15 protein-coding genes and 4 tRNA genes are annotated in these 20,227 nt (G+C 69.4%); 6 read left to right on the forward strand and 13 right to left on the reverse strand.

Annotated elements, in window-relative coordinates; all coding sequences use genetic code 11:
• Positions 1-9 precede the first annotated feature (9 nt).
• The 4 genes from QWY80_RS00740 to QWY80_RS00755 form a co-directional block, all read right to left on the reverse strand.
• Positions 10-85: transfer RNA gene (locus QWY80_RS00740), tRNA-Asn, on the reverse strand.
• 24 nt (positions 86-109) lie between these two features.
• Positions 110-185, reverse strand: a tRNA-Asn gene (locus QWY80_RS00745).
• 25 nt (positions 186-210) lie between these two features.
• A tRNA-Asn gene (locus tag QWY80_RS00750) sits at positions 211-286 on the reverse strand.
• Between the two features lie 136 nt (positions 287-422).
• Positions 423-499, reverse strand: a tRNA-Met gene (locus QWY80_RS00755).
• Between the two features lie 290 nt (positions 500-789).
• Here QWY80_RS00755 and betI point away from each other — a divergent pair.
• The 4 genes from betI to QWY80_RS00775 all read left to right on the forward strand — a co-directional run bounded on the left by betI (position 790) and on the right by QWY80_RS00775 (position 7,424).
• A complete protein-coding gene (gene betI / locus QWY80_RS00760) occupies positions 790-1,392 on the forward strand; it encodes a transcriptional regulator BetI (protein ID WP_290228752.1) in 603 nt (200 codons plus the stop codon).
• A gap of 11 nt (positions 1,393-1,403) precedes the next feature.
• Positions 1,404-2,873, forward strand: coding sequence for a betaine-aldehyde dehydrogenase (gene betB, locus QWY80_RS00765; RefSeq protein WP_290228753.1), 1,470 nt, complete (start codon positions 1,404-1,406; stop codon positions 2,871-2,873).
• Between the two features lie 9 nt (positions 2,874-2,882).
• Positions 2,883-4,574 (forward strand): choline dehydrogenase, encoded by a 1,692-nt coding sequence (gene betA / locus QWY80_RS00770; RefSeq protein WP_290228754.1) that lies wholly within the window; start codon positions 2,883-2,885, stop codon positions 4,572-4,574.
• Positions 4,575-4,976: 402 nt separating this feature from the next.
• On the forward strand, positions 4,977-7,424 hold the full coding sequence (locus QWY80_RS00775) for an acyl-CoA dehydrogenase (protein ID WP_290228755.1): 2,448 nt from the start codon (positions 4,977-4,979) through the stop codon (positions 7,422-7,424).
• A 48-nt stretch (positions 7,425-7,472) separates the two neighbouring features.
• On the opposite strand, the gene QWY80_RS00780 is transcribed toward QWY80_RS00775, so the two are convergent.
• From QWY80_RS00780 to QWY80_RS00795, 4 genes are all read right to left on the reverse strand, one after another.
• Positions 7,473-9,362: an SLC13 family permease gene (locus tag QWY80_RS00780; protein WP_290228756.1), complete on the reverse strand. Its 1,890-nt coding sequence runs from the start codon at positions 9,360-9,362 to the stop codon at positions 7,473-7,475.
• A 139-nt stretch (positions 9,363-9,501) separates the two neighbouring features.
• The gene (locus tag QWY80_RS00785; RefSeq protein ID WP_290228757.1) at positions 9,502-10,305 is read right to left on the reverse strand and encodes an enoyl-CoA hydratase-related protein; all 804 of its coding nucleotides are present in this window, start codon (positions 10,303-10,305) and stop codon (positions 9,502-9,504) included.
• On the reverse strand, positions 10,302-12,494 hold the full coding sequence (locus tag QWY80_RS00790) for an acetate--CoA ligase family protein (protein ID WP_290228758.1): 2,193 nt from the start codon (positions 12,492-12,494) through the stop codon (positions 10,302-10,304). The genes QWY80_RS00785 and QWY80_RS00790 overlap by 4 nt, the downstream gene beginning before the upstream one ends.
• A gap of 102 nt (positions 12,495-12,596) precedes the next feature.
• Positions 12,597-13,391: an enoyl-CoA hydratase/isomerase family protein gene (locus QWY80_RS00795; protein ID WP_290228759.1), complete on the reverse strand. Its 795-nt coding sequence runs from the start codon at positions 13,389-13,391 to the stop codon at positions 12,597-12,599.
• 250 nt (positions 13,392-13,641) lie between these two features.
• Between QWY80_RS00795 and QWY80_RS00800 the strand changes: the two genes are divergently transcribed.
• Complete coding sequence (locus tag QWY80_RS00800; protein WP_290228760.1) at positions 13,642-14,559, forward strand: MurR/RpiR family transcriptional regulator; 918 nt, start codon at positions 13,642-13,644, stop codon at positions 14,557-14,559.
• A 331-nt stretch (positions 14,560-14,890) separates the two neighbouring features.
• On the opposite strand, the gene QWY80_RS00805 is transcribed toward QWY80_RS00800, so the two are convergent.
• Together QWY80_RS00805 and QWY80_RS00810 are read right to left on the reverse strand one after the other, a co-directional pair.
• Positions 14,891-15,868: an NADPH:quinone reductase gene (locus QWY80_RS00805; protein ID WP_290228761.1), complete on the reverse strand. Its 978-nt coding sequence runs from the start codon at positions 15,866-15,868 to the stop codon at positions 14,891-14,893.
• Between the two features lie 82 nt (positions 15,869-15,950).
• Positions 15,951-16,514, reverse strand: a complete 564-nt coding sequence (locus QWY80_RS00810; protein ID WP_290228762.1) for a hypothetical protein — start codon at positions 16,512-16,514, stop codon at positions 15,951-15,953.
• A 134-nt stretch (positions 16,515-16,648) separates the two neighbouring features.
• Here QWY80_RS00810 and QWY80_RS00815 point away from each other — a divergent pair, with 134 nt between their 5' ends.
• Positions 16,649-17,443, forward strand: a complete 795-nt coding sequence (locus tag QWY80_RS00815; RefSeq protein WP_290228763.1) for a glycerophosphodiester phosphodiesterase family protein — start codon at positions 16,649-16,651, stop codon at positions 17,441-17,443.
• On the opposite strand, the gene QWY80_RS00820 is transcribed toward QWY80_RS00815, so the two are convergent.
• Genes QWY80_RS00820 through cobO form a run of 3 tightly spaced genes read right to left on the reverse strand, consistent with a single transcriptional unit; the run spans position 17,382 to position 20,227 of the window.
• Entirely contained in the window at positions 17,382-18,869 is a 1,488-nt protein-coding gene (locus QWY80_RS00820) for a cobyric acid synthase (protein WP_290228764.1), read from the reverse strand. The genes QWY80_RS00815 and QWY80_RS00820 overlap by 62 nt on opposite strands.
• Positions 18,866-19,591: a 5,6-dimethylbenzimidazole synthase gene (gene bluB / locus QWY80_RS00825; RefSeq protein WP_290228765.1), complete on the reverse strand. Its 726-nt coding sequence runs from the start codon at positions 19,589-19,591 to the stop codon at positions 18,866-18,868. The genes QWY80_RS00820 and bluB overlap by 4 nt, the downstream gene beginning before the upstream one ends.
• A 30-nt stretch (positions 19,592-19,621) precedes the next feature.
• A complete protein-coding gene (cobO, locus tag QWY80_RS00830) occupies positions 19,622-20,227 on the reverse strand; it encodes a cob(I)yrinic acid a,c-diamide adenosyltransferase (RefSeq protein WP_290228766.1) in 606 nt (201 codons plus the stop codon).

The raw sequence follows: 20,227 nt of genomic DNA on the forward strand, positions 1-20,227 counted from the left end.
GCTGGCGGCTGGCTCCCCGAGCAGGACTCGAACCTGCGACCCAGTGATTAACAGTCACTTGCTCTACCAACTGAGCTATCGGGGAATGACCTGGAAGGCGGGTGGCGTCTGGCTCCTCGAGCAGGACTCGAACCTGCGACCCAGTGATTAACAGTCACTTGCTCTACCAACTGAGCTATCGAGGAATCGCCTGGCAACCTGGCGTTCGTCTGGCTCCCCGAGCAGGACTCGAACCTGCGACCCAGTGATTAACAGTCACTTGCTCTACCAACTGAGCTATCGGGGAACGGCGTCGAACACGGGGCGTAGTATACGGATCGCGGTCGCCAGGTCAAGGACCCATTGCCGCGCCCCGCTAATACGCGCCCCCCCGCAAAGCAGGACGCCCGCTCGGCGCGATGCCGGGCGGGCGTCCTGGTATCTGGTGGCTACGCCCTGACTCGAACAGGGGACCCCATCATTATGAGTGATGTGCTCTAACCAACTGAGCTACGTAGCCTTTTCACGAAGCTGCCCGGCCGGGGGCCGGGCAACGGGGGAGGATTATGCACGCGGGCCGGCCGCTTGGCAAGCCCACCTCGCTGGAATCGATCGGCCGCCAATCGCCCAGGCCGAAGGCATCGTCGTCGATCATCCGCTGCAATAACCCTCGCCCCGATGGTCCAAGGCCGTGACAGCTTGCCATTCTTTTATTGATTGAACGTTCAATAAAAGAATGGCAAGCTGTACGCATGGTAACCATGCTGCAGGGTGTGGTCGCAAGTTTCCCCGGAAGAGGAGCCCGCAACGGTGCCCAAGGTCGGAATGGAACCCATCCGCCGCCAGCAGCTGATCGCTGCCACCATGGCGGCCATCGACGAGGTCGGCCTGGCCGATGCCACGGTGATGCGTATCGCCCGGCACGCCGGCGTCTCCGCCGGCATCATCAGCCACTACTTCGGCGGCAAGGACGGCCTGCTGGAGGCCACCATGCGCCAGATCCTGACGGACCTCGGCGACGCCGTGGCCGCCCGGCGGCGCGGCCTGGCCAATCACGGCCCCCGGGCCCATCTGCAGGCGATCATCGAGGGCAACTTCGACCGCAGCCAGGTCACCGGCCCGGTGGCCAAGACCTGGCTGGCCTTCTGGGCCAGCAGCATGCACAAGCCCGAGCTGGCGCGGCTGCAGCAGGTCAATGATCGGCGCCTATACTCCAACCTCTGTGCCCAATTCCGGCGCGTCATGCCCCAGCAGGACGCCCGTTACGCCGCCCGTACCCTGGCGGCACTGATCGACGGCCTGTGGCTGCGCGGCGCCCTCACCCCCGAGGGCCTGGACGCCGAGTCGGCGCGTCGCGCCGCCCTGGCCACCCTGGACCAGCTGCTTTCCACCCATTCCACTTCCGCTGCCTGAAGGAGAGTCCCATGGCACAACGAGATCCCCTCCCCCTCTACATCGACGGCCGGATGGTGGACGCCACCTCCGGCGAGACCTTCGAGGTCATCAACCCCTACGACGGCAGCCTGCTGACCCAAGTGCAGCAGGCCTCGAGCGCCGACCTGGACGCCGCCGTGGAGGCCGCCCGCCGCGGTCAGCGCACCTGGGCCGCCATGAGCGGCATGGAGCGCGGGCGCATCCTCAATCGCGCCGTGGCGCTGCTCCGCGAACGCAACGACGAGATTGCCGAGCTGGAGAGCCGCAACACCGGCAAGCCGATCAGCGAGACCGCCGCGGTGGACATCGTCACCGGTGCCGACGTGCTGGAGTACTACGCCGGCCTGGCCCCGGCCATCGAGGGCACCCAGGTGCCGCTGCGCGAGGGTTCCTTCGTGTATACCCGCCGCGAGCCACTGGGCGTGATCGGCGCCATCGGCGCCTGGAACTACCCCATCCAGATCGCCTGCTGGAAGACCGCCCCGGCACTGGCCGCCGGCAATGCCGTGGTGTTCAAGCCCAGCGAGGTCACCCCGCTGACCGCCATGGCGCTGGCCGAGGCCCTCACCGAGGCGGGGCTGCCCGACGGCGTCTTCAACATCGTCCACGGCGACGGCAGCGTCGGCGCGCAGATCACCGAGCACCCCGGCATCGACAAGGTGACCTTCACCGGCGAGGTGGGTACCGGCAAGAAGGTGATGGCCGCCGCCAGCGGCTCCACCCTCAAGGAGGTGACCATGGAGCTGGGCGGCAAATCGCCGCTGATTGTCTTCGACGATGCCGACCTGGACCGCGCCGCCGACGCCGCCATGATGGCCAACTTCTACTCCAGCGGGCAGATCTGCACCAACGGCACCCGGGTCTTCGTCGCCACCGCGGTGAAGGAGGCCTTCGAGGCGAGGATCAAGGAACGCATGGCCCGCATCAAGGCCGGCGACCCGCTGGACCCGAGCGTCAACTACGGTCCCCTGGTGAGCTTCGAACACCAGCAGAAGGTGCTCTCCTACATCGAGCTGGGCAAGCAGGAAGGCGCCCGGGTCCTGGCCGGCGGCGACGCCTGGGATCAGGGCGACTGGGCCCGCGGCGCCTGGGCCGCCCCCACGGCCTTCACCGACTGCAGCGACGCGATGCGCATCGTGCGCGAGGAGATCTTCGGCCCGGTGATGGCGATCCTCGCCTTCGACGACGAGGAGGAGGTGATCCGCCGCGCCAACGACACCCACTACGGCCTGGCCGCGGGGCTCTTCACCGAGGGCCTGAACCGCGCCCACCGGGTGATCCACCGCCTGGAGGCGGGCATCTGCTGGATCAACACCTGGGGCGAGTCCCCCGCCGAGATGCCGGTGGGCGGCTACAAGCAGTCCGGCGTGGGCCGTGAGAACGGCCTCGAGACCCTGCACCACTACACCCAGACCAAGTCGGTGCAGATCGAGATGGGCCCCTTCGAATCGGTGTTTTAAGGAGATCGCATGACCCAGATCCGCGAATTCGATTACGTGATCATCGGCGCCGGTTCCGCCGGCAACGTGCTCGCCACCCGCCTCACCGAGGACGAGGGCGTCAGCGTCCTGCTGCTGGAAGCCGGCGGCCCCGACTACCGCTTCGACTTCCGCACCCAGATGCCGGCGGCGCTCGCCTACCCGCTGCAGGGCAAGCGCTACAACTGGGCCTTCGAGACCGACCCCGAGCCCCACATGGACAATCGCCGCATGGAGTGCGGCCGCGGCAAGGGCCTGGGCGGCTCTTCGCTGATCAACGGCATGTGCTACATCCGTGGCAACGCCCTGGACTACGACAACTGGGCCAAGGCGCCCGGCCTCGAGGACTGGACCTACGCCGACTGCCTGCCCTACTTCCGCAAGTCGGAGACCCGCGACATCGGGCCCAACGACTACCACGGCGGCGACGGGCCGGTCAGCGTGACCACGCCCAAGGCGGGCAACAACCCGCTCTATCGCACCTTCATCGAGGCGGGCAAGCAGGCCGGCTACCCGGAGACCGAGGACGTCAACGGCTACCAGCAGGAGGGCTTCGGCCCCATGGACCGTTTCGTCACGCCCCGGGGGCGCCGCGCCTCCACCGCCCGCGGCTACCTGGACCAAGCCAAGGGGCGCGAGAACCTGACCATCGAGACCCACGCCACCACCGACGTCATCGAATTCGAGGGCAAGCGCGCTGTGGGCGTGCGCTACGCGCGCAAGGGCCAGCCCCAGCGGGTCCGCGCCCGCCGCGAGGTGCTGCTGTGCGCCGGGGCCGTCGCCTCGCCGCAGATCCTGCAGCGCTCCGGCGTGGGCCCGCAGGACGTGCTCGACGAGTTCGGCATCGAGGCGGTGGCCGTCAACGACAACGTCGGCGCCCACCTCCAGGACCACCTGGAGATGTACATCCAGTACGAATGCCAGCAGCCGATCACGCTGTACCCGGCGCTGAAGTGGTACAACCAGCCGAAGATCGGCGCCGAGTGGCTGTTCCTGGGTACCGGCATCGGCGCCAGCAACCAGTTCGAGTCCTGCGGCTTCATCCGCACCCGCGACGAGGAGGAGTGGCCCAATCTGCAGTACCACTTCCTGCCCATTGCCATCAGCTACAACGGCAAGAGCGCGGTGCAGGCCCACGGCTTCCAGGCCCACGTGGGCTCCATGCGTTCCGAGAGCCGCGGGCGCATCCGCCTCACCTCCCGGGATCCCAAGGCGGCCCCGAGCATCCTGTTCAACTACATGTCCACCGAGAAGGACTGGCAGGAGTTTCGCGACGCCATTCGCCTGACCCGCGAGATCATCGACCAGCCCGCCTTCGATCCCTACCGCGGCCGGGAGATCTCGCCGGGGCCGGACGTGGCTTCCGACGCCGAGCTGGACGCCTTCGTGCGGGCCCATGCCGAGACCGCCTACCACCCCTGCGGCAGCTGCCGCATGGGCGAGGGCGACGACGCCGTGGTGGATGGCGCCGGCCGGGTGCACGGCCTGGAGGGCCTGCGGGTGGTGGATGCCTCGCTCTTCCCGCTGATCCCCACCGGCAACCTCAACGCGCCGACGATCATGCTGGCCGAGAAGCTGGCCGACAAGATCCGCGGCCGCGAGCCGCTGCCGAAGAGTGACGCGCCCTACTACGTGGCGAACGGTGCCCCGGCCCGCGAAGAGCCGCAGCGCCGGCTCGACTGAGGCCGCCCTGCCCGCGCGACGACGCCTCGCCCTGCCTGCGCAGCGCGGGGCGTTTCAGACTAACGCCGTTACGCGTAGCGAGAGGCGCCGGGGGTAGGCTTGGAGGGGGTCCTATGCCATGGGTGAGGAGGATTCCTCCGAACGGGCTGGCCATGGATGGCCAGCACCGGCCCTGCAAGCGGAGCAGGATGCGAGAGCGCAGCAGGGCATCGGTAGCGCCCAGGGATGGGTTCACAGCGCCCCCGAACAAGCCTGCCGCCGGGAAAGCCTCAAGCGGGTTAGCCCAACCCGAGAAGCCCAGCGTTTTCTTGGGTACTGGCCGGTTGCAGGGAAGTGGGCTAGCCTGCAAGAATTCAAACATCTGTTCGAATACTTGCCAATGACAACGACCCGGAGACGCCCATGCTCACCCTGATCCTGCTCGTGCTGGCCGTGGCCGGTCTGCTCGTCGTGATGCGCCGCGAGGCGGGCGCCCTGCCGGCGCTCGCCGTGCTGACCGCCACCGGCCTGGCCAGCCTCCTGCTCGCCTCCGCCGTGCTCGGCGTGCTGCTGCTGGCGGGCGCCGTCGGCGTGGCGGCTTGCGGCCTGCCGGCGCTGCGAGCCAGGTGGCTCAGCCCGCGGCTGTTCGACCTGTTCAAGAAGGTCGCGCCTACGGTCTCGGAGACCGAGCGTACCGCGCTGGAGGCCGGCAGCGTGGCCTGGGACGGCGAACTCTTCACCGGCCGGCCCGACTGGCAGGCGCTGCTCGACTATCGGGACGACGGCCTCAGCGACGAGGAACGCGCCTTCCTCGATGAGCAGTGCAGCGTGGCCTCGGGCATGTGCAATGCCTGGGAGGTCGCCAAGGAGCGCGCCGACCTCCCCCAGGCGCTCTGGGACTACCTGAAGCGCGAGCGCTTCTTCGGCATGATCATCCCGAAGGAATACGGCGGCCTGGGCTTCTCCGCCAAGGCGCAGTCCCTGGTGCTGCAGAAGCTGGCCATCAACGAGATGCTGATGGTCACCGTGGGCGTGCCCAACTCCCTGGGTCCCGGCGAGCTGCTGCTCAAGTACGGCACCGATGCGCAGAAGGACCACTACCTGCCGCGCCTGGCCGACGGCCGCGAGATTCCCTGCTTCGGCCTCACCGGCCCCCGCGCCGGCAGCGATGCCACCTCGCTGCCCGACACCGGCGTCGTCTGCAAGCGAGAGGTGGACGGCAAGGAGGTGCTGGGCATCCGCCTGAACTTCGAGAAGCGCTGGATCACGCTCGCGCCCATCGCCACCGTGGTGGGCCTGGCCTTCCGCCTCTTCGACCCGGACCACCTGCTCGGCGAGGAGGCCGACCGCGGCATCACCCTGGCGCTGATCCCCCGCGACACCGATGGCATGGAGATCGGCCGCCGCCACCACCCCATCGGCAGCCCCTTCCTCAATGGCCCGATCAAGGGCAAGGACGTCTTCGTACCGCTCGACACCATCATCGGCGGCGAGGAGATGATCGGCCAGGGCTGGCGCATGCTGGTGGAGTGCCTGTCGGTGGGGCGCTGCATCACCCTGCCCTCGGGCGCCACCGGCACCGCCCGCTACGCCCTGGGCTGGAGCGGCGGCTTCACGCGCATCCGCCGCCAGTTCAACGTGCCGGTGGCCGAGATGGAGGGCGTCCAGGAACCGCTCGCGCGCATGGCGGCCCACCTCTACATCGCCCAGGCCGCCGTCTACCAGACCGCCAACACCATCGACCGCGGCGAGAAGCCGGCGGTGCCCTCGGCGATCCTCAAGAGTCAGCTCACCGAATTCCAGCGTCGGGTGCTCGCCGACGCCATGGACGTCCACGGCGGCAAGGCGGTGACCCTGGGGCCGCGCAACTACCTCGGCATCGGCTACAGCGCCAACCCGGTGTCCATCACCGTGGAGGGCGCCAACATCATGACCCGCAACCTGATGATCTTCGGCCAGGGGGCGATCCGCTGCCACCCCTACGTACTGGCGGAGCTGGCCGCCCAGGAGGCCGATGACATCGCGGCCTTCGACCGCACCTTCTTCGCCCACGCCGGGCTCATCTTCGGCAACGCCGCCCGCGCCTTCACCCAGGCCCTGGGCCTCGGCAGGCCGGCGGTGCCCTTCGACGGCGAGGCTCGGCACTACGCCCAGGAGATCGCCCGGCTCTCCGCCGGCTTCGGCCTGTGCAGCGACGCCGCCATGGCCAGCCTGGGCGCCAGCCTCAAGCTGCGCGAGATGCTCTCGGCCCGCCTGGGCGACGTGCTCTCCAACCTCTACCTGGCCTCCATGGTGCTCAAGGGCTGGCACGAGGGCGACAAGGTGACGGGCGAGGCCGCGCTGCTGCACTACGCCTGCCGGCTGCTGCTCGGTCGCGCCGAGCAGGCCTTCGACGAGCTGTTCGACAACCTGCCCAACCGCGCCCTGGGACGCACCCTGCGCCTGCTGGTGATGCCCCGCGGCCGGCGCTTCAAGCGTCCCCACGACGACCTGACCCGGGCCATCGCCGCCGACGTCTCCACCGCCAGCGCCCTGCGCGGCAAGCTGCTGCGCGGCGCCTGGGACGCCGACGACGGCGCGCAGCCCAACTTCCTGGCCCGCTACGAGGCGCTGCTGGCGACCCAGGAGCGCGCCGAGGCACTCTACCGCACCGTCAACAAGGCCCACGCCAAGGGCGAGTTGCCCGCCGAGGCGCTGCATCCCGAGCAGAAGGTGGAAGCGGCTCTGGAGAAGGGGCTGATCAGCGAGGAGGACGCCACCTTCATGCGCGAGCGCGAGGCCAGGGTGCTGGAACTGCTCAGCGTCGACGACTTCGAGTACGACGCCTTCGTCATCGACAAGGCCAAGGTGTTGCGCCATAACGCCGCATAGCGCTCACCGCCCCCTGGCAAGCAGCCCCGGCAAGGCCGGGGCGTTTTGTCATAGTGGCCAGACCAGCAGGATCATCGGGATGGCCACGGCCAGCACCACCAGCGACAGCGGCAACCCCAGCTTCCAGTAGTCGCCGAAGCGGTAACCGCCGGGGCCCATCACCAGGGTGTTGGACTGGTGGCCGATGGGCGTGAGGAAGGCGCTGGAGGCGCTGACCGCCACCACCATCAGGAAGGGGTCCGCCGAGGCGTCGAAGCCGCTGGCCAGGCTCGCCGCGATGGGCGCCATCAGCAGCGCCGCCGCGGCGTTGTTGATGACGTTGGAGAGCACCATCGAGAGCAGGAAGAGGCCGACCAGGGTCACCACCACCGGCCAGCCGCTGCCCAGGGAGAGCATGCCCTCGGCGACCAGCCCCGCCCCGCCGCTGGTCTCCAGCGCCTGGCCCACCGGGATCATCGCCCCGAGCAGCACGATCACCGGGCCGTCGATGGCCTGGTAGGCCTCGCGCAGCGGCAACACCCCTACCAGCAGCGATGTCAGGGCCGCCGTGGAGAGCGCCACCGCCGCCGGCAGCAGGCCCGCGACCATGGCCAGGATGGCCGCGGCGAAGATGGCCACCGACACCAGCAGCAGGCGCGGCTGGCCGAGGTTCAGGTCGCGCTTGGCCAGCGGCAGGCAGCCCAGGGTCGCCAGGCTCTCGGAGAGCTCGCTCTCGCCGCCCTGCAGCAGCAGGACGTCGCCGGCGCGGAAGCGGATATCGCGCAGGCGCTGCTTGAGGCGACCGCCGTCCCGGGCCACCGCCACCAGGTGCAGGCCGAACTGGTTGTGCAGGCGCAACTGGATGACCGTGCGGTTGATCATCATGGAGTCGTTGCGCACCACCGCCTCCACCAGCTGCAGTCCCTCGGTGTCGAAGGCCTTCTTCTCCTTCTTCTCCTTCTTCTCCTTCTTCTCCTTCTTCTCTTTCTTCTCCTTCTTCCCTTTCCCGTCCTCGTTCTCCCCGTCGCCCCCGGTCGCTTCCTCCCGGGTGGCCTCGGCGTCCGCCTCGTCGGGCTCGGTGCCCAGGGTCAGCCCCGCCTTGTCCTCGAGCAGCTTCATCTCCTCGGGGCCCGCCTCCACCAGCAGGATATCGCCCTCGCGCAGTTGGCCATGGAAGGCGTGGCCGGCCCGGCGCTTGTCGTCGCGCACCACCGCCAGCACCGGGATCGTCTCCTCCAGCTCGCGCTGCAGGTCGGAGAGCGTCCAGCCCACCGCCTTGGCGTCCTCCCCCACCGCGAGTTCCAGAGTGTAACTGGCGGTGTCGAACATCGCCTCGGTGGTGGCCTTGCCGGCCCGCTTGGGGGTCAGGCGCCAGCCCAGCAGCACGATAAAGGCCAGTCCCACCACGGCCACCGTGGCCCCCACGGGGAAGAACGAGAACATGCCAAAGTTCTCGCCGGTGAGATTGCCGCGGTAGCTGGCGATGATGATGTTGGGCGGGGTGCCGATCAGGGTGGTCAGGCCGCCGAGCAGCGAGCCGAAGGCCAGCGGCATCAGCAGGATGGAGGGCGAGGCGTCGTGCTCCCGGGCCAGGCGCATGGCCACCGGCAGCAGCAGCGCCAGGGCGCCGACGTTGTTCATGATGCCGGAGAGCACCACCACGGTGCCGGTGAGCACCAGCAGCTGCAGGAAGAGTCGCTCGCCCACCCGCAACACCTGGTCGGCGATCACGTCCACCACCCCGGAGCGCTCGAAGCCGCGGCTGAGCACCAGTACCGCCGCCACGGTGATCACCGCCGGGTGGCCGAAGCCCAGGAAGGCCTCCTCCCCGGGCACCAGGCCCAGCATCACCGAGCCCAGCAGGGCCGCCAGCGCCACCAGGTCGTAGCGAAAGCGCCCCCAGACGAAGGCCGCCAGGGTCAACCCGAGCACGATGAAGACCAGGGTGCTGTCGGCCATGCCCCTCACCTCCCTGTGAATGTCGATGCCTCCAGCATCGCCAGCCGGGTCCCCCTACGACAAGCCTTTTCTCTCCCCACACGCCGACGCCCGGCCAATGCCGGGCGTCTGGCGGGCGGCACGATCGCCTCGTGAAAGGTTATTTCGCCATCTTCTCCAGCATGGCGTGGACCGCGTCCAGGTGCTCCGGCTCGTTGTGGCACATGCCCTGGAAGACCGCACAGAGATCGAGGAAGTCCTTGAGCTCCATCCGACTGCCCATCTTCATCAGCCGCTTGGTCAGGCGCGTCGCCTTGGGCGGCTGGGCGGCGATACGCGCGGCCAGCTCCTCCGCCCGCGCCATCAGCGCCTTGGGTTCGCAGACCTCCAGCACGATGCCGAGTTCGCGGGCCTCCTCGGCGTCGATCACTCGGCCGGAGAGGGTCAGCTCGAAGGCACGCTGGTAACCGATCAACCGCTGCAGGAACCAGGCGCCGCCGTCGCCGGGGATGATCCCCAGGTTGAGGAAGGTCTCGCCGAACTTCGCCCGGCTCGACGCGATCCGCAGGTCGGCCATATTGGCCAGGTCGAAGCCGGCGCCGATGGCCGGGCCGTTGACCGCGGCGATGATCGGCACCTCCACGGCGTCGAGCGCCAGCGGGATGCGCTGGATCCCGCGGCGGTAGCGATCGGCCACCTCGGCCACGTCGCCGGCGAAGTCGCCGCCGCGGCTGGCCATGTCCTTGACGTTGCCGCCGGCGGAGAAGGCGCTGCCGGCGCCGGTGATCACCAGCACCGAGACCGCGTCGCAGGCGTTGACCCAGTCGGCGGTGGCGACGATATCGTCGACCAGCGCCGTGCCGGTCAGGGCGTTGCGCACGTCGTGGCGGTCCAGGGTCAGGGTGGCCACCCGCCCCTCCAGGGCGAGGCGGGCGTCGGTCAGTGTGGGCCGTGTCGTGCTCATGCGTCGTCCTCCTTCCGTTGTGGGGTCTCGGGGGCGACGATCACCCGGGCGTCCACCACCGCATAGCCGTCGGTATTGACGATCACCGGGTTGAGGTCCAGTTCGGCGAGCGCCGGATAGGCCGCCACCAGGCTCGAGACCCTGAGCAGCAGGTCCACCAGGGCCGCCTTGTCGACGGCCTTCTCGCCGCGCACCCCGCCGAGGATCCGACGGGCCTTGATCTGCTCGACCATGGATTCGGCGTCGTGGCGGGAGAGCGGGATGGCGCGGAAGGCCACGTCCTCGAGGATCTCCACGAAGACCCCACCCAGGCCGAACATCAGCACCGGCCCGAAGATGGGGTCGCGGATCACCCCGACGATCACCTCCACGCCCTTCCTGGCCATGGGCGTGACCAGCACCCCCTCGATCTCGGCCTGCGGGTCATAGGCGCGGCAGGAGGCGAGGATCGCCTCGCGAGCCTCGCGCAGCGCCGCCGCCCCCACCAGCTCGAGCCTGACGCCGCCGGCGTCGGACTTGTGCAGGATATCCTTCGACACCACCTTCATGGCCAGCGGCGTCTCGCCGAAGGCCGCGGCGGCCGCCTCGAGCTCCGCCTCGCCGCGCACCAGCCGCTCCTCGGGCACCTCAACGCCGTGGGCGCGCAGCAGCGCCTTGGCCTCCGGCTCCAGCAGGTCGCGCCCCTGGGCACGGGCCCGGTCGAAACACTCGAGCTGCTCGGGCCGGGGCTCGACGACCGGCGGCGCCTCCCGCGCCTCGCGGCACTGCGCCAGGTACTGGCCGCGCTCGCCCAGGGCGGCGAGCAGGCGCACCGCATGCTCGATGGAGGCGTAGATGGGTAACCCCGCCTCGTGCAGGCGGCGCAGCGCCGGTGGCTTGATCGGCGTATAGAGGCTGTAGACCACCAGCGGCTTGTCGGTGACCCGGGAGAGATCCACCATCGCCTCGGCGCCGCGCATCTCGTCGCCCAGCAGCGACTCGGCGAAGCGGATGCTGTAGCCGCCGAACATGCCCACCAGGAAGACGCTGTCGACGTTGTCGTCGGCGGCGACGATCTCCATGCAGGTGGCCAGCAGCGAGGGGTTGGCGTCGGTGGAACCGGCCACATCCACCGGATTGACGGTGGAGGCCTGGGGGAAGAGCACGCCGCGCAGCTTCGCCCGGGTCTCCTCGGCGAGTTCGGCCAGTTCCAGGCCCGCCTCGGCCAGGCGGTCGGCGGCGATGGTGGCCTGGCCGCCGCCGTCGGAGATCACCGCCACCCGCTTGCCGCGGGCCTTCTGCAGCAGACCCAGCCCCTCGGCCACCGGCAGGATCTCGTCGGAGTACTGCACCACGCTGACCCCGGCCTGGCGCAGCAGGTCCACGGTCATGGCGTAGCTGCCGGCCAGGGCGCCGGTGTGGGAGCTGGCCGACTTCTGGCCGGCCTCGGTGGCGCCGGACTTGTAGACCACCACCGGCTTCATGGCGGTGACCTCACGGGCCACGTCGAGGAAGCGACGCCCGTCGCGGAAGCCCTCCACGTAGAGGGTGGCCACCCGGGTGTGTTGGTCCTCGCCTAGGTAGCGCAGGTAGTCGTCGAAACCGATGTCGCTCTGGTTACCCGGCCCCACGTAGGTGGAGAAGCCCACATGGCCGTTGTGCTGGGCCTCCAGCGCCAGCGACAGCAGCATGTTGCCGGACTGGGAGACGATGCCCACGCCACCCGGCCTGACGTTGTCCAGGGCCAGCAGGTTGACCCTGTGGTGCAGGTTGAACACACCCGAGGTGTTGGGGCCGATGATGCGCACGCCGTGGGCACGGGCCTTGTCCATCATGCGCCGCTCGAGCTCGGCCCCCTCGCCGCCGATCTCGGCGAAGCCGCTGGCCAGGATCACCGCGCCCTTGATGCCGCGGCGGCCGCACTCGGCGACCAGCTCCGGCACCGTGGCCGCCGGGGTGCAGATCAGTGCCAGCTCCGGGTTGCCGGGAATCGCCGACACCGAAGGCCAGGCGCGCACGCCGAGGATCATGTCCGCCTTGGGATTCACCGGGTAGATCGTCCCGCGGTAACCGTCCTTGATCAGCCCGACCATGGCCTTGTAGCCCCGCTTGGTGGGGTCGCTGGAGGCGCCGACCACGGCGATGCCGCCGGGCGCCAGGATGTCGTGGAGGGGGCTGCGGGTCGGGAGGTGTCCTTCGATGGGATTCATGTGCTGCTGACCTTGACCTCTGGGATCGGTGGAAGATGGCCATGGTCCGGCGGCGACCGGACCGTCGTCGTGGCTCGCGGCGAGCCGGGGTTCAACGGGACGTCACTTGCCCTGGAAGCGCGGCGCGCGTTTCTCGGCGAAGGCGTCGACGCCCTCCTGCCAGTCCGCGGTGGTGGAGCAGGTAAAGACGGCATCGAGCTCCTGGGCCAGCTGGCTCTCCAGGGGCGTGTCGCTGCCCTGGTTGACCAGCCGCTTGAGCATGGCCATGGAGACCGGGGCCTGGGCGGCGAGGGTGTCGGCCAGGCAGTGCGCCTCGTCGAGCAACGCCTCGCCGCTCCAGCTGGAGGCCGCCAGGCCGATGCGCACCGCCTCCTCGCCGTCGATGCGTCGACCGGTATAGAGCAGTTGGCGTGCCATGGGGAGCCCTACCAGTTGGGGCAGCAGCTTGGAGACGCCGCCCCCCACGCAGGTGCCGATGCCGGTCTCGGGGAAGCCGAGCTGGGCGTCGTCGGCCATGACGATGAAGTCGCAGGCCACCGCCATCTCGGCGCCGGCGCCCAGGGCGTAGCCGTTCACCGCGGCGATCACCGGCCTGCGCAGGCGCAGGATCGCCTCGCAGACGTCGTTGCCCAGCTGCAGGTACTGGCGGCGCTGGTAGAGGCTGCGCTTGGCGCTGCCGTGCTCCTTCATGTCCGCCCCCACGCAGAAGGCCCGCCCCTCGCCGGTGAGGATCACCGCGCGCACCGCACTGTCGGACTCGGCTCGACCTAGGGCGTCGAGCAGCTCGGTGTAGAAGGTCTCGACCACGGCGTTGAGGCGGTGGGGGCGATTGAAACGGATCTCCATCACCTGGCCGCGGTGGCGGGTGATCAGGGTCTCGTAGTGGGCGTGGCTCATGGAGGGGACACTCTCGGCTCGGGGGGCTGGGGGTTCGATAACGCCCGACAGGGTAATGCCGGACTAAAAACAAACGTGTCATTATCGATGGTCATACAACACGTTTGTGCTGAGCCTAGCCTAAACCGGAGCCGCGGATGACGTCAACACGCGCGTTTCACTATTTTCATCCACTAGAAACGATTGTATCGCTCCCGGGCGGCGCGCATCGGTTACAATGGCGCGCCCCGCCCTCAGCCAGGAGATCGCCGTGCTGGAACAGCATCCTCGTGACGACGCCACTCCGGACGCCGGCCCGAGCCGCCTGGACGCGGTGAACCAGCAGCTCGCCGAGGTCTATCCCGAGCTGAGCCCGCAACTCAAGCTGGCCGCCGGCTATGTGCTGGAACACCCGGTGGAGATCGCCTTCCAGTCGATCCGCAAGTCGGCCACCGCCGCCGAGGTCACCGCCTCGACCCTGGTGCGCCTGGCCAAGCGGCTGGGCTTCGACAGCTTTGATCAGTTCCGCGAGGTGTTCCAGTCGGCGGTACAGGCCGGCCCGGTGGAACTCTCCGGCCGCGCCAGCAACCTGCGCACCCTGGCCAGCCAGACCGACGACCAGGTGTTCCTCGACGTGGGTGACGCCGCCTTCGACAACATCGGCCGGCTGTTCACCGCCGACAACCAGGTACGGGTCCGCGAGGCCGCCCAGTTGCTGCTGGATGCCGGGAAGATCGCCGTGGTGGGCTTCCGCGATACCTTCGCCTGCGCCTACCACTTCGCCTACGTGGGGCGCATCGCCATGCCCAATGTCCAGCTGATCCGTGGCCAGGAAGGGGGGCTGCTCACCGAGCTGGCGCCCTTCGGCGAGGGCGACGCGGTGGTAGTCTTCGGCTTCGAGCCCTACTGCGCCGAGACGGTGCGCGCCCTGGAGGTCACCCGGGCCAACGGCGTCAACGCCATCGTGGTCACCGATACCCTGCGCTCGCCACTGGTGCCCGGCGCCAGCGTCACCTTCCCGGTGGCCAATGCCACGCCGCACTTCTTCCCCTCCATCCTGGCGGCGATCACCCTGGTGGAGACGCTGCTGGCGGAGTGCGTGGCCTTCGGCCCCGACGACCTGGTGGACAACGTGGCGAGCTTCGAGTCGCGGATGCGGGAGATGGGCGCTTACGTGGAACGGGGATAGCTGGAAGCTGGCATGATCCCGCCAACCCTGGGGTCAAGGATTTTTAGTTCTTCGCAGATCAGCGTGAAAACGAATTGTAGGAGGCCACGGTCCGACGCTTCGGCTCTGTTGGGCGATTGGAGGCCGAAGGCCTCCCGGCGGGGGCAGCCGACGCCTGGCAACGCCGCTAGGCGCCTGACGGCGCCAGTCGCGCAGCAAAGTCGAGGCGTCGAACCGTGCCCTCCTACCGACAGGTTTCACGCCAAAGTGCGATGAACCGGATTTTTCTTCCAGCTTCAGGCTTCCAGGCGCGAAGCGCCGCTCTTCGAGCTCCTGGCCCGGCGAAGCCGGGTCAGGGTACCAGGATGGTCGAACCGGTGGTCCGGCGGCCCTGCAGGGCGTCCTGGGCCTCGCCGGCCTCGGCCAGGGGGTAGCGGTGCGAGACGTCGACCTTCACCTTGCCGCTCTCCAGCATGGCGAAGAGGTCGTCGGCCATCATCGCGAGCCGCTCAGGCGTGTCGGCGTAGCCATTGAGGCTGGGGCGGGTGGTGAACAGCGAGCCCTTCTGGTTGAGGATGCCCAGGTTGACCCCCTCCACGGGCCCGGAGGCGTTGCCGAAGCTGACCATCAGCGAGCGCGGCTTGAGGCAGTCCAGCGAGGTCTCCCAAGTGTCCTTGCCCACCGAATCGTAGACCACGTCACACATCTCGCCGCCCGTCAGCTCGCGGACCCGCTCCACCACGTCCTCGCGGGTGTAGTCGATGGTCGCCCAGGCGCCGTTCCGCTCGGCCAGCGCCGCCTTCTCCGGCGAGCTCACCGTGCCGATCAGCCTCACGCCCAGCGCCCTGGCCCACTGGCAGGCGATGGAGCCCACGCCGCCGGCCGCGGCATGCCAGAGGATGGTCTCGCCGCCCTTCAGCGCGTGGGTCTGGCGCATCAGGTACTGCACGGTAAGGCCCTTGAGCATGCTGGCCGCGGCGGTCTCGAAGTCGATGGAGTCGGGCAGCTTCACCACCTTGGCCGCCGGCAGGGTATGCCGCTCGGCATAGGCGCCCAGTGGCCCCTGGGCGTAGGCGACCCGATCGCCCACCTCGAGCCGGGTGACGCCCTCACCCACGGCATCGACCACGCCGGCCGCCTCGGTGCCCAGCCCGGAGGGCAGCGACGGCGCCGGATAGAGGCCGGTGCGGAAGTAGATGTCGATGAAGTTCAGGCCCACGGCGCGGTTGGCGACCCGCACCTCGCCGGGGCCCGGTTCGGCAGGGGTGACGTCGACCCACTCGAGCACTTCGGAACCGCCGGTGCGGGAGAACTGGATACGCTTGGCCATGGGAAGCTTTCCTTATTCGGCTAACGGGATCGGTTCACCATGGAAGCGCCGCCGGACGAAGGGGTCAAGTCGATTCTCTGGCCTAGCCGCCGGGACAAACCGCCAGGCCCTCGACGAACCGGCGCTTCTCCTCCTCGAAGAAACGCGCGTCGTGCTTGAAACGGCGCAGCACCTCCTGCTCGTCGAAGGACAGCGTCGGCTCGAGCTCACCGGCCCGGGCAGCCGGGTGGCGGCGGGACAGCCCCACGCGCGCACCGCGGTCGTCCTCGATCCAGCGCGAGATACCGCACTGGCGCAGGAATGCCTCGTCGAGGTCGTCCGTGGGCTCGACACGCAGCGGGGCATTCAGCGCCAGCTCGCGAATCAGGCGTTGTCGGGGCTCGCGCCCCTCCCCGAGCGAGGCGCTCAGTGCCAGCGTCATGGCGGCGCCAGCCTCGTCGAGTACCAGCAGGGCCAACGCCAGTGGTGCCTCGGCGTCGTCCACCAGTGCCCAGAGCCGTGCCGCCTCGGTGGCGAACAACAGATGGCGCGTGCCACTGAACGCCACCAGCGGCGTCAAGCCGGCGGACGTGCCGTGCACCGCCGCGCACAGCCGGGCCAGGCAGGCGTCGCGCCATTCGCCCGGCTCGAGACTCACCACCCTCATCGGCACTCTCCCCTCGTGGTAGGCAATCGCGCGCAGCCTAGCACAGGTCGCCCATCGAGCGACCAACGACACACGGTTGTCATGGCAGGGTAGGATGATGCCTAGAGGTTCCCGCCACCCACGAGAGGCGCCCCATGTCACGACCGACCGTCCACCTGCCCCGCCTGATCGCCCACCGTGGCCTCTCGGCCCATGCCCCCGAGAACACCCTCACCGCCGTGCGCGCCGCCCATGCCGAGGGCTGTGGCTGGGTGGAGCTCGACGTCCAGCTGCTCGGCGACGGTACGCCGGTGATCTGGCATGACAAGGGCGTGCGGCGCTGCTCCAACGGCCGCGGCAAGCTGGCCAACATGGAGCTGCCACGCGCCCGGGCCCTGGACGTAGGGGCCTGGTTCGGCCGCAACTTCGCCGGCGAGCGCCTGGCCACCCTCGACGAGATGCTCGCCCTGGCCGACGAACTCGGCCTGGGCCTCAACCTGGAGCTCAAGGTGCATCGCGGCCGCGACCCCCAGGCCCTGGTGGCGACCGCCCTGCCCCGGGCGCTGGACGCCCTGCCCCCGGAGCGCCTGATCGTCTCCTCCTTCCATCCCGAGGCACTGGAGGCGGCCCGGGCCCTGCAACCGGCCGGCGACGCGTTGCACCTGGGCATTCTCCACGAAAAGCCGCCCAAGGAGTGGCGACGCAGCGCCGAGGCGCTCAAGGCCTTCAGCCTGCACGTGGACTGGCGACGCCTGAAGGAGAAGCGGGCCCGGGAGATCAAGGCGGCGGGCTACGCCCTGCTCTGCTACACCCCCAACGATCCGGTGGCCTTCGCCACCCAGTGGGACTGGGGCGTGGACAGCGCCATCAGCGACGACCCGGGCCTCTTCACCCACTACCTGCCGGAGGCCGAGCCGCCCGACGGCGCCGGCACAGTGATCGTTCGATAGCGGCGACATCCAGGCTGGCCTCCAGGGCATCCGCCAGGCGGTCCAGCTCCGCCTGGCGATGGGCGGCCAGGTCCACCGCATCGCCCGCCTCCTCCAGGCCCCAGCGGGCGAGCAAGGCCGTACCGGCCGCGGCGCCGTCGAACAGGCCGTGCAGGTAGGTGCCCATCACCTGGCCGTCGTCGCTGACCGCCCCGTCCGGCCGCCCCGCCAGCTCGCACAGCGGACGCTCGAGCGCCGGCCCCGTGGTGACGCCGTTGTGGATCTCGTAGCCGGCGAGGGGCACACCCTCCGGCAGCAGGCGCCCGCGGACGTTGTTCAGCTGCTTGCCGGGCACCATGCGGGTCTCCAGCTCGAGCAGCCCCAGCCCCGGGCTGCTCCCCGCCGGCCCCTCCAGCCCCTCGGGATCGTGGATGGCCCACCCCAGCATCTGGAAGCCGCCGCAGATGCCCAGCACCCGACCGCCATAGCGCAGGTGGCGGCGGATGGCCGCTTCCCAGCCCTGGGCGCGCAACCAGTCGAGATCCGAGCGGGTGCTCTTGCTGCCCGGCAGCACGATCAGGTCGGCGGGCGGGATGGGCCGATCCGGTCCCACGAAGGTGAGCGCCACCCGCGGGTGCAGGCGCAGCGGGTCGAAGTCGTTGTGGTTGCTGATGCGCGGCAGCGCCGGCACCACCACTTCGAGCGCCGGCTCGCCCGAGCGCCGGCCGTGCAGGCCCAGGCTGTCCTCGGCATCCAGCACCAGCCCCGGGAGGTATGGCAGGGTGCCCAGCACCGGCTTGCCGGTATGCCCCGCCAGCCAGTCGAGCCCCGGCTGCAGCAGCGCCATGTCGCCACGGAAGCGATTGATGATAAAGCCCTTGGTGCGTTCCCGTTCGGACTCGGAGAGCAATGCCAGGGTGCCCACCAGTTGGGCGAAGACCCCGCCACGGTCGATGTCCCCCACCAGCAGCACCGGGCAGTCCACCGCCTCGGCGAAGCCCATGTTGGCGATATCGTTCTCGCGCAGGTTGATCTCCGCCGGGCTGCCCGCCCCCTCGGCGATGATCACGTCATGACGCGCGGACAACGCCTCCCAGGCCGCCAGCACGCCGGCGCGCGCCTCGCGCTTGTAGGCGTGATAGTCCAGGGCGTCCATGTGGCCGAGCACCCGGCCGCGCAGGATCACCTGGGCGCCGCGGTCGCTCTCCGGCTTGAGCAGCACCGGGTTCATATCGCTGTGCGCGTCTACCCCGGCGGCCAGCGCCTGCAGCGCCGTGGATCGGCCGATCTCGCCGCCGTCCACCGTCACCGCGCTGTTCAGCGCCATGTTCTGCGGCTTGAAGGGCGCCACCGACACCCCGCGCCGGGCCAGGGCCCGGCACAGCGCGGCCACCACCGTGCTCTTGCCCGCATCCGAGGTGGTGCCCTGGATCATCAGGGTGCTCATTGGCGGGCTCCGAGTGCCTCGAGCGCCTCGCCCAGGGCCGTGGAAGACGGCATCTGTTCCCAGCCATTGCCATGCACCCGCTCGGCCAGCGGCAGGCGCTGCCGCCAGCCGGCACGGGCCAGCTCGGGCCGGTCGAGGAAGTCGCCGACATAGCCCAGGCACAGGTAGGCGAGCGGATAGACCGACTCCGGCAACCCCAGCACCCCGGCCAGCTCGTCCTGGTCGAGGATGCTGACCCAACCCACGCCGATGCCCTCGGCGCGGGCCGCCAGCCACAGGTTCTGGACCGCCAGGCAGGTGCTGAACAGGTCGGTGTCGACGACGCTGTGTCGGCCCAGTACATGCTCGCCGCCCCGGCTTCGGTCACAGGTGATGCACAGGTTGAGCGGGCTCTCCCGGATGCCTTCCAGCTTGAGGCGTCGATAAAGCTGCCCGCGTTCCCCGGCATGGCACTCGGCCGCCCTGGCGTTCTCGCGCTCGAAGATCCGATGCACCCGCTCGCGCACCTCGCGGCTGTCGATCACCAGGAAGTCCCAGGGCTGCATGAAACCCACCGAGGGAGCATGGTGGGCGGCCTCCAGCAGGCGCGCCAGCACCTCGGGGGGAATCGGCTCCGGCAGGAACTGGGCGCGCACGTCCCGGCGCTCGTGGATGGCCCGGTAGACCCCGGCCTTCTGCGCCTCGGGGAAGGCATGGTCGGGTCGCTCGCTCGGCTCTGCCATGCGGCTCTCTCCTGGCAACGTCGTGGATGTCTAGAGCTCGACGCCCTTCTGCGCCCTGACGCCCTGCTCCTTGAAGGCGTGCTTGACCACCTTCATCTCGGTGACGGTGTCGGCCAGCTCGATCAGCGCCTCGGGGGCGTAGCGACCGGTGACGATGGCATGCTGCATCGCCGGGCGGGCCTGGAGATCATCCAGCACGCGATCCAGGTCCAGGTACTCGAAGCGCAGGGCGATGTTGAGCTCGTCGAGCAGCACCATATCGAAGCTCGGATCGGCCAGCATGCGCCGGGCCACCTCCCAGGCGGCCTCCGCCTTCTCGATATCGCGTTCGCGGTCCTGGGTGTCCCAGGTGTAGCCCTCGCCCATCACGTGGTACTCCACGTTCGGCAACTGGCGGAAGAAGGCCTCCTCGCCGGTACTGAAGTTGCCCTTGATGAACTGCACCACCCCCACCTTCATGCCGTGACCCAGGGCCCGGGCCAGCATGCCGAAGCCGGAGCTGCTCTTGCCCTTGCCGGGGCCGGTCAGCACCAACAGTACGCCCTGATCCTTGTCGGCCTGGGCGATGCGTTCGTTCATGATCTTCTGCTTGATGGCCATGCGCTCGGCGTGGCGCTTGGGATCGACCTTCTTCAT

It is taken from the genome of Halomonas ramblicola (assembly GCF_030409215.1).
GTDB lineage: Bacteria > Pseudomonadota > Gammaproteobacteria > Pseudomonadales > Halomonadaceae > Halomonas > Halomonas ramblicola.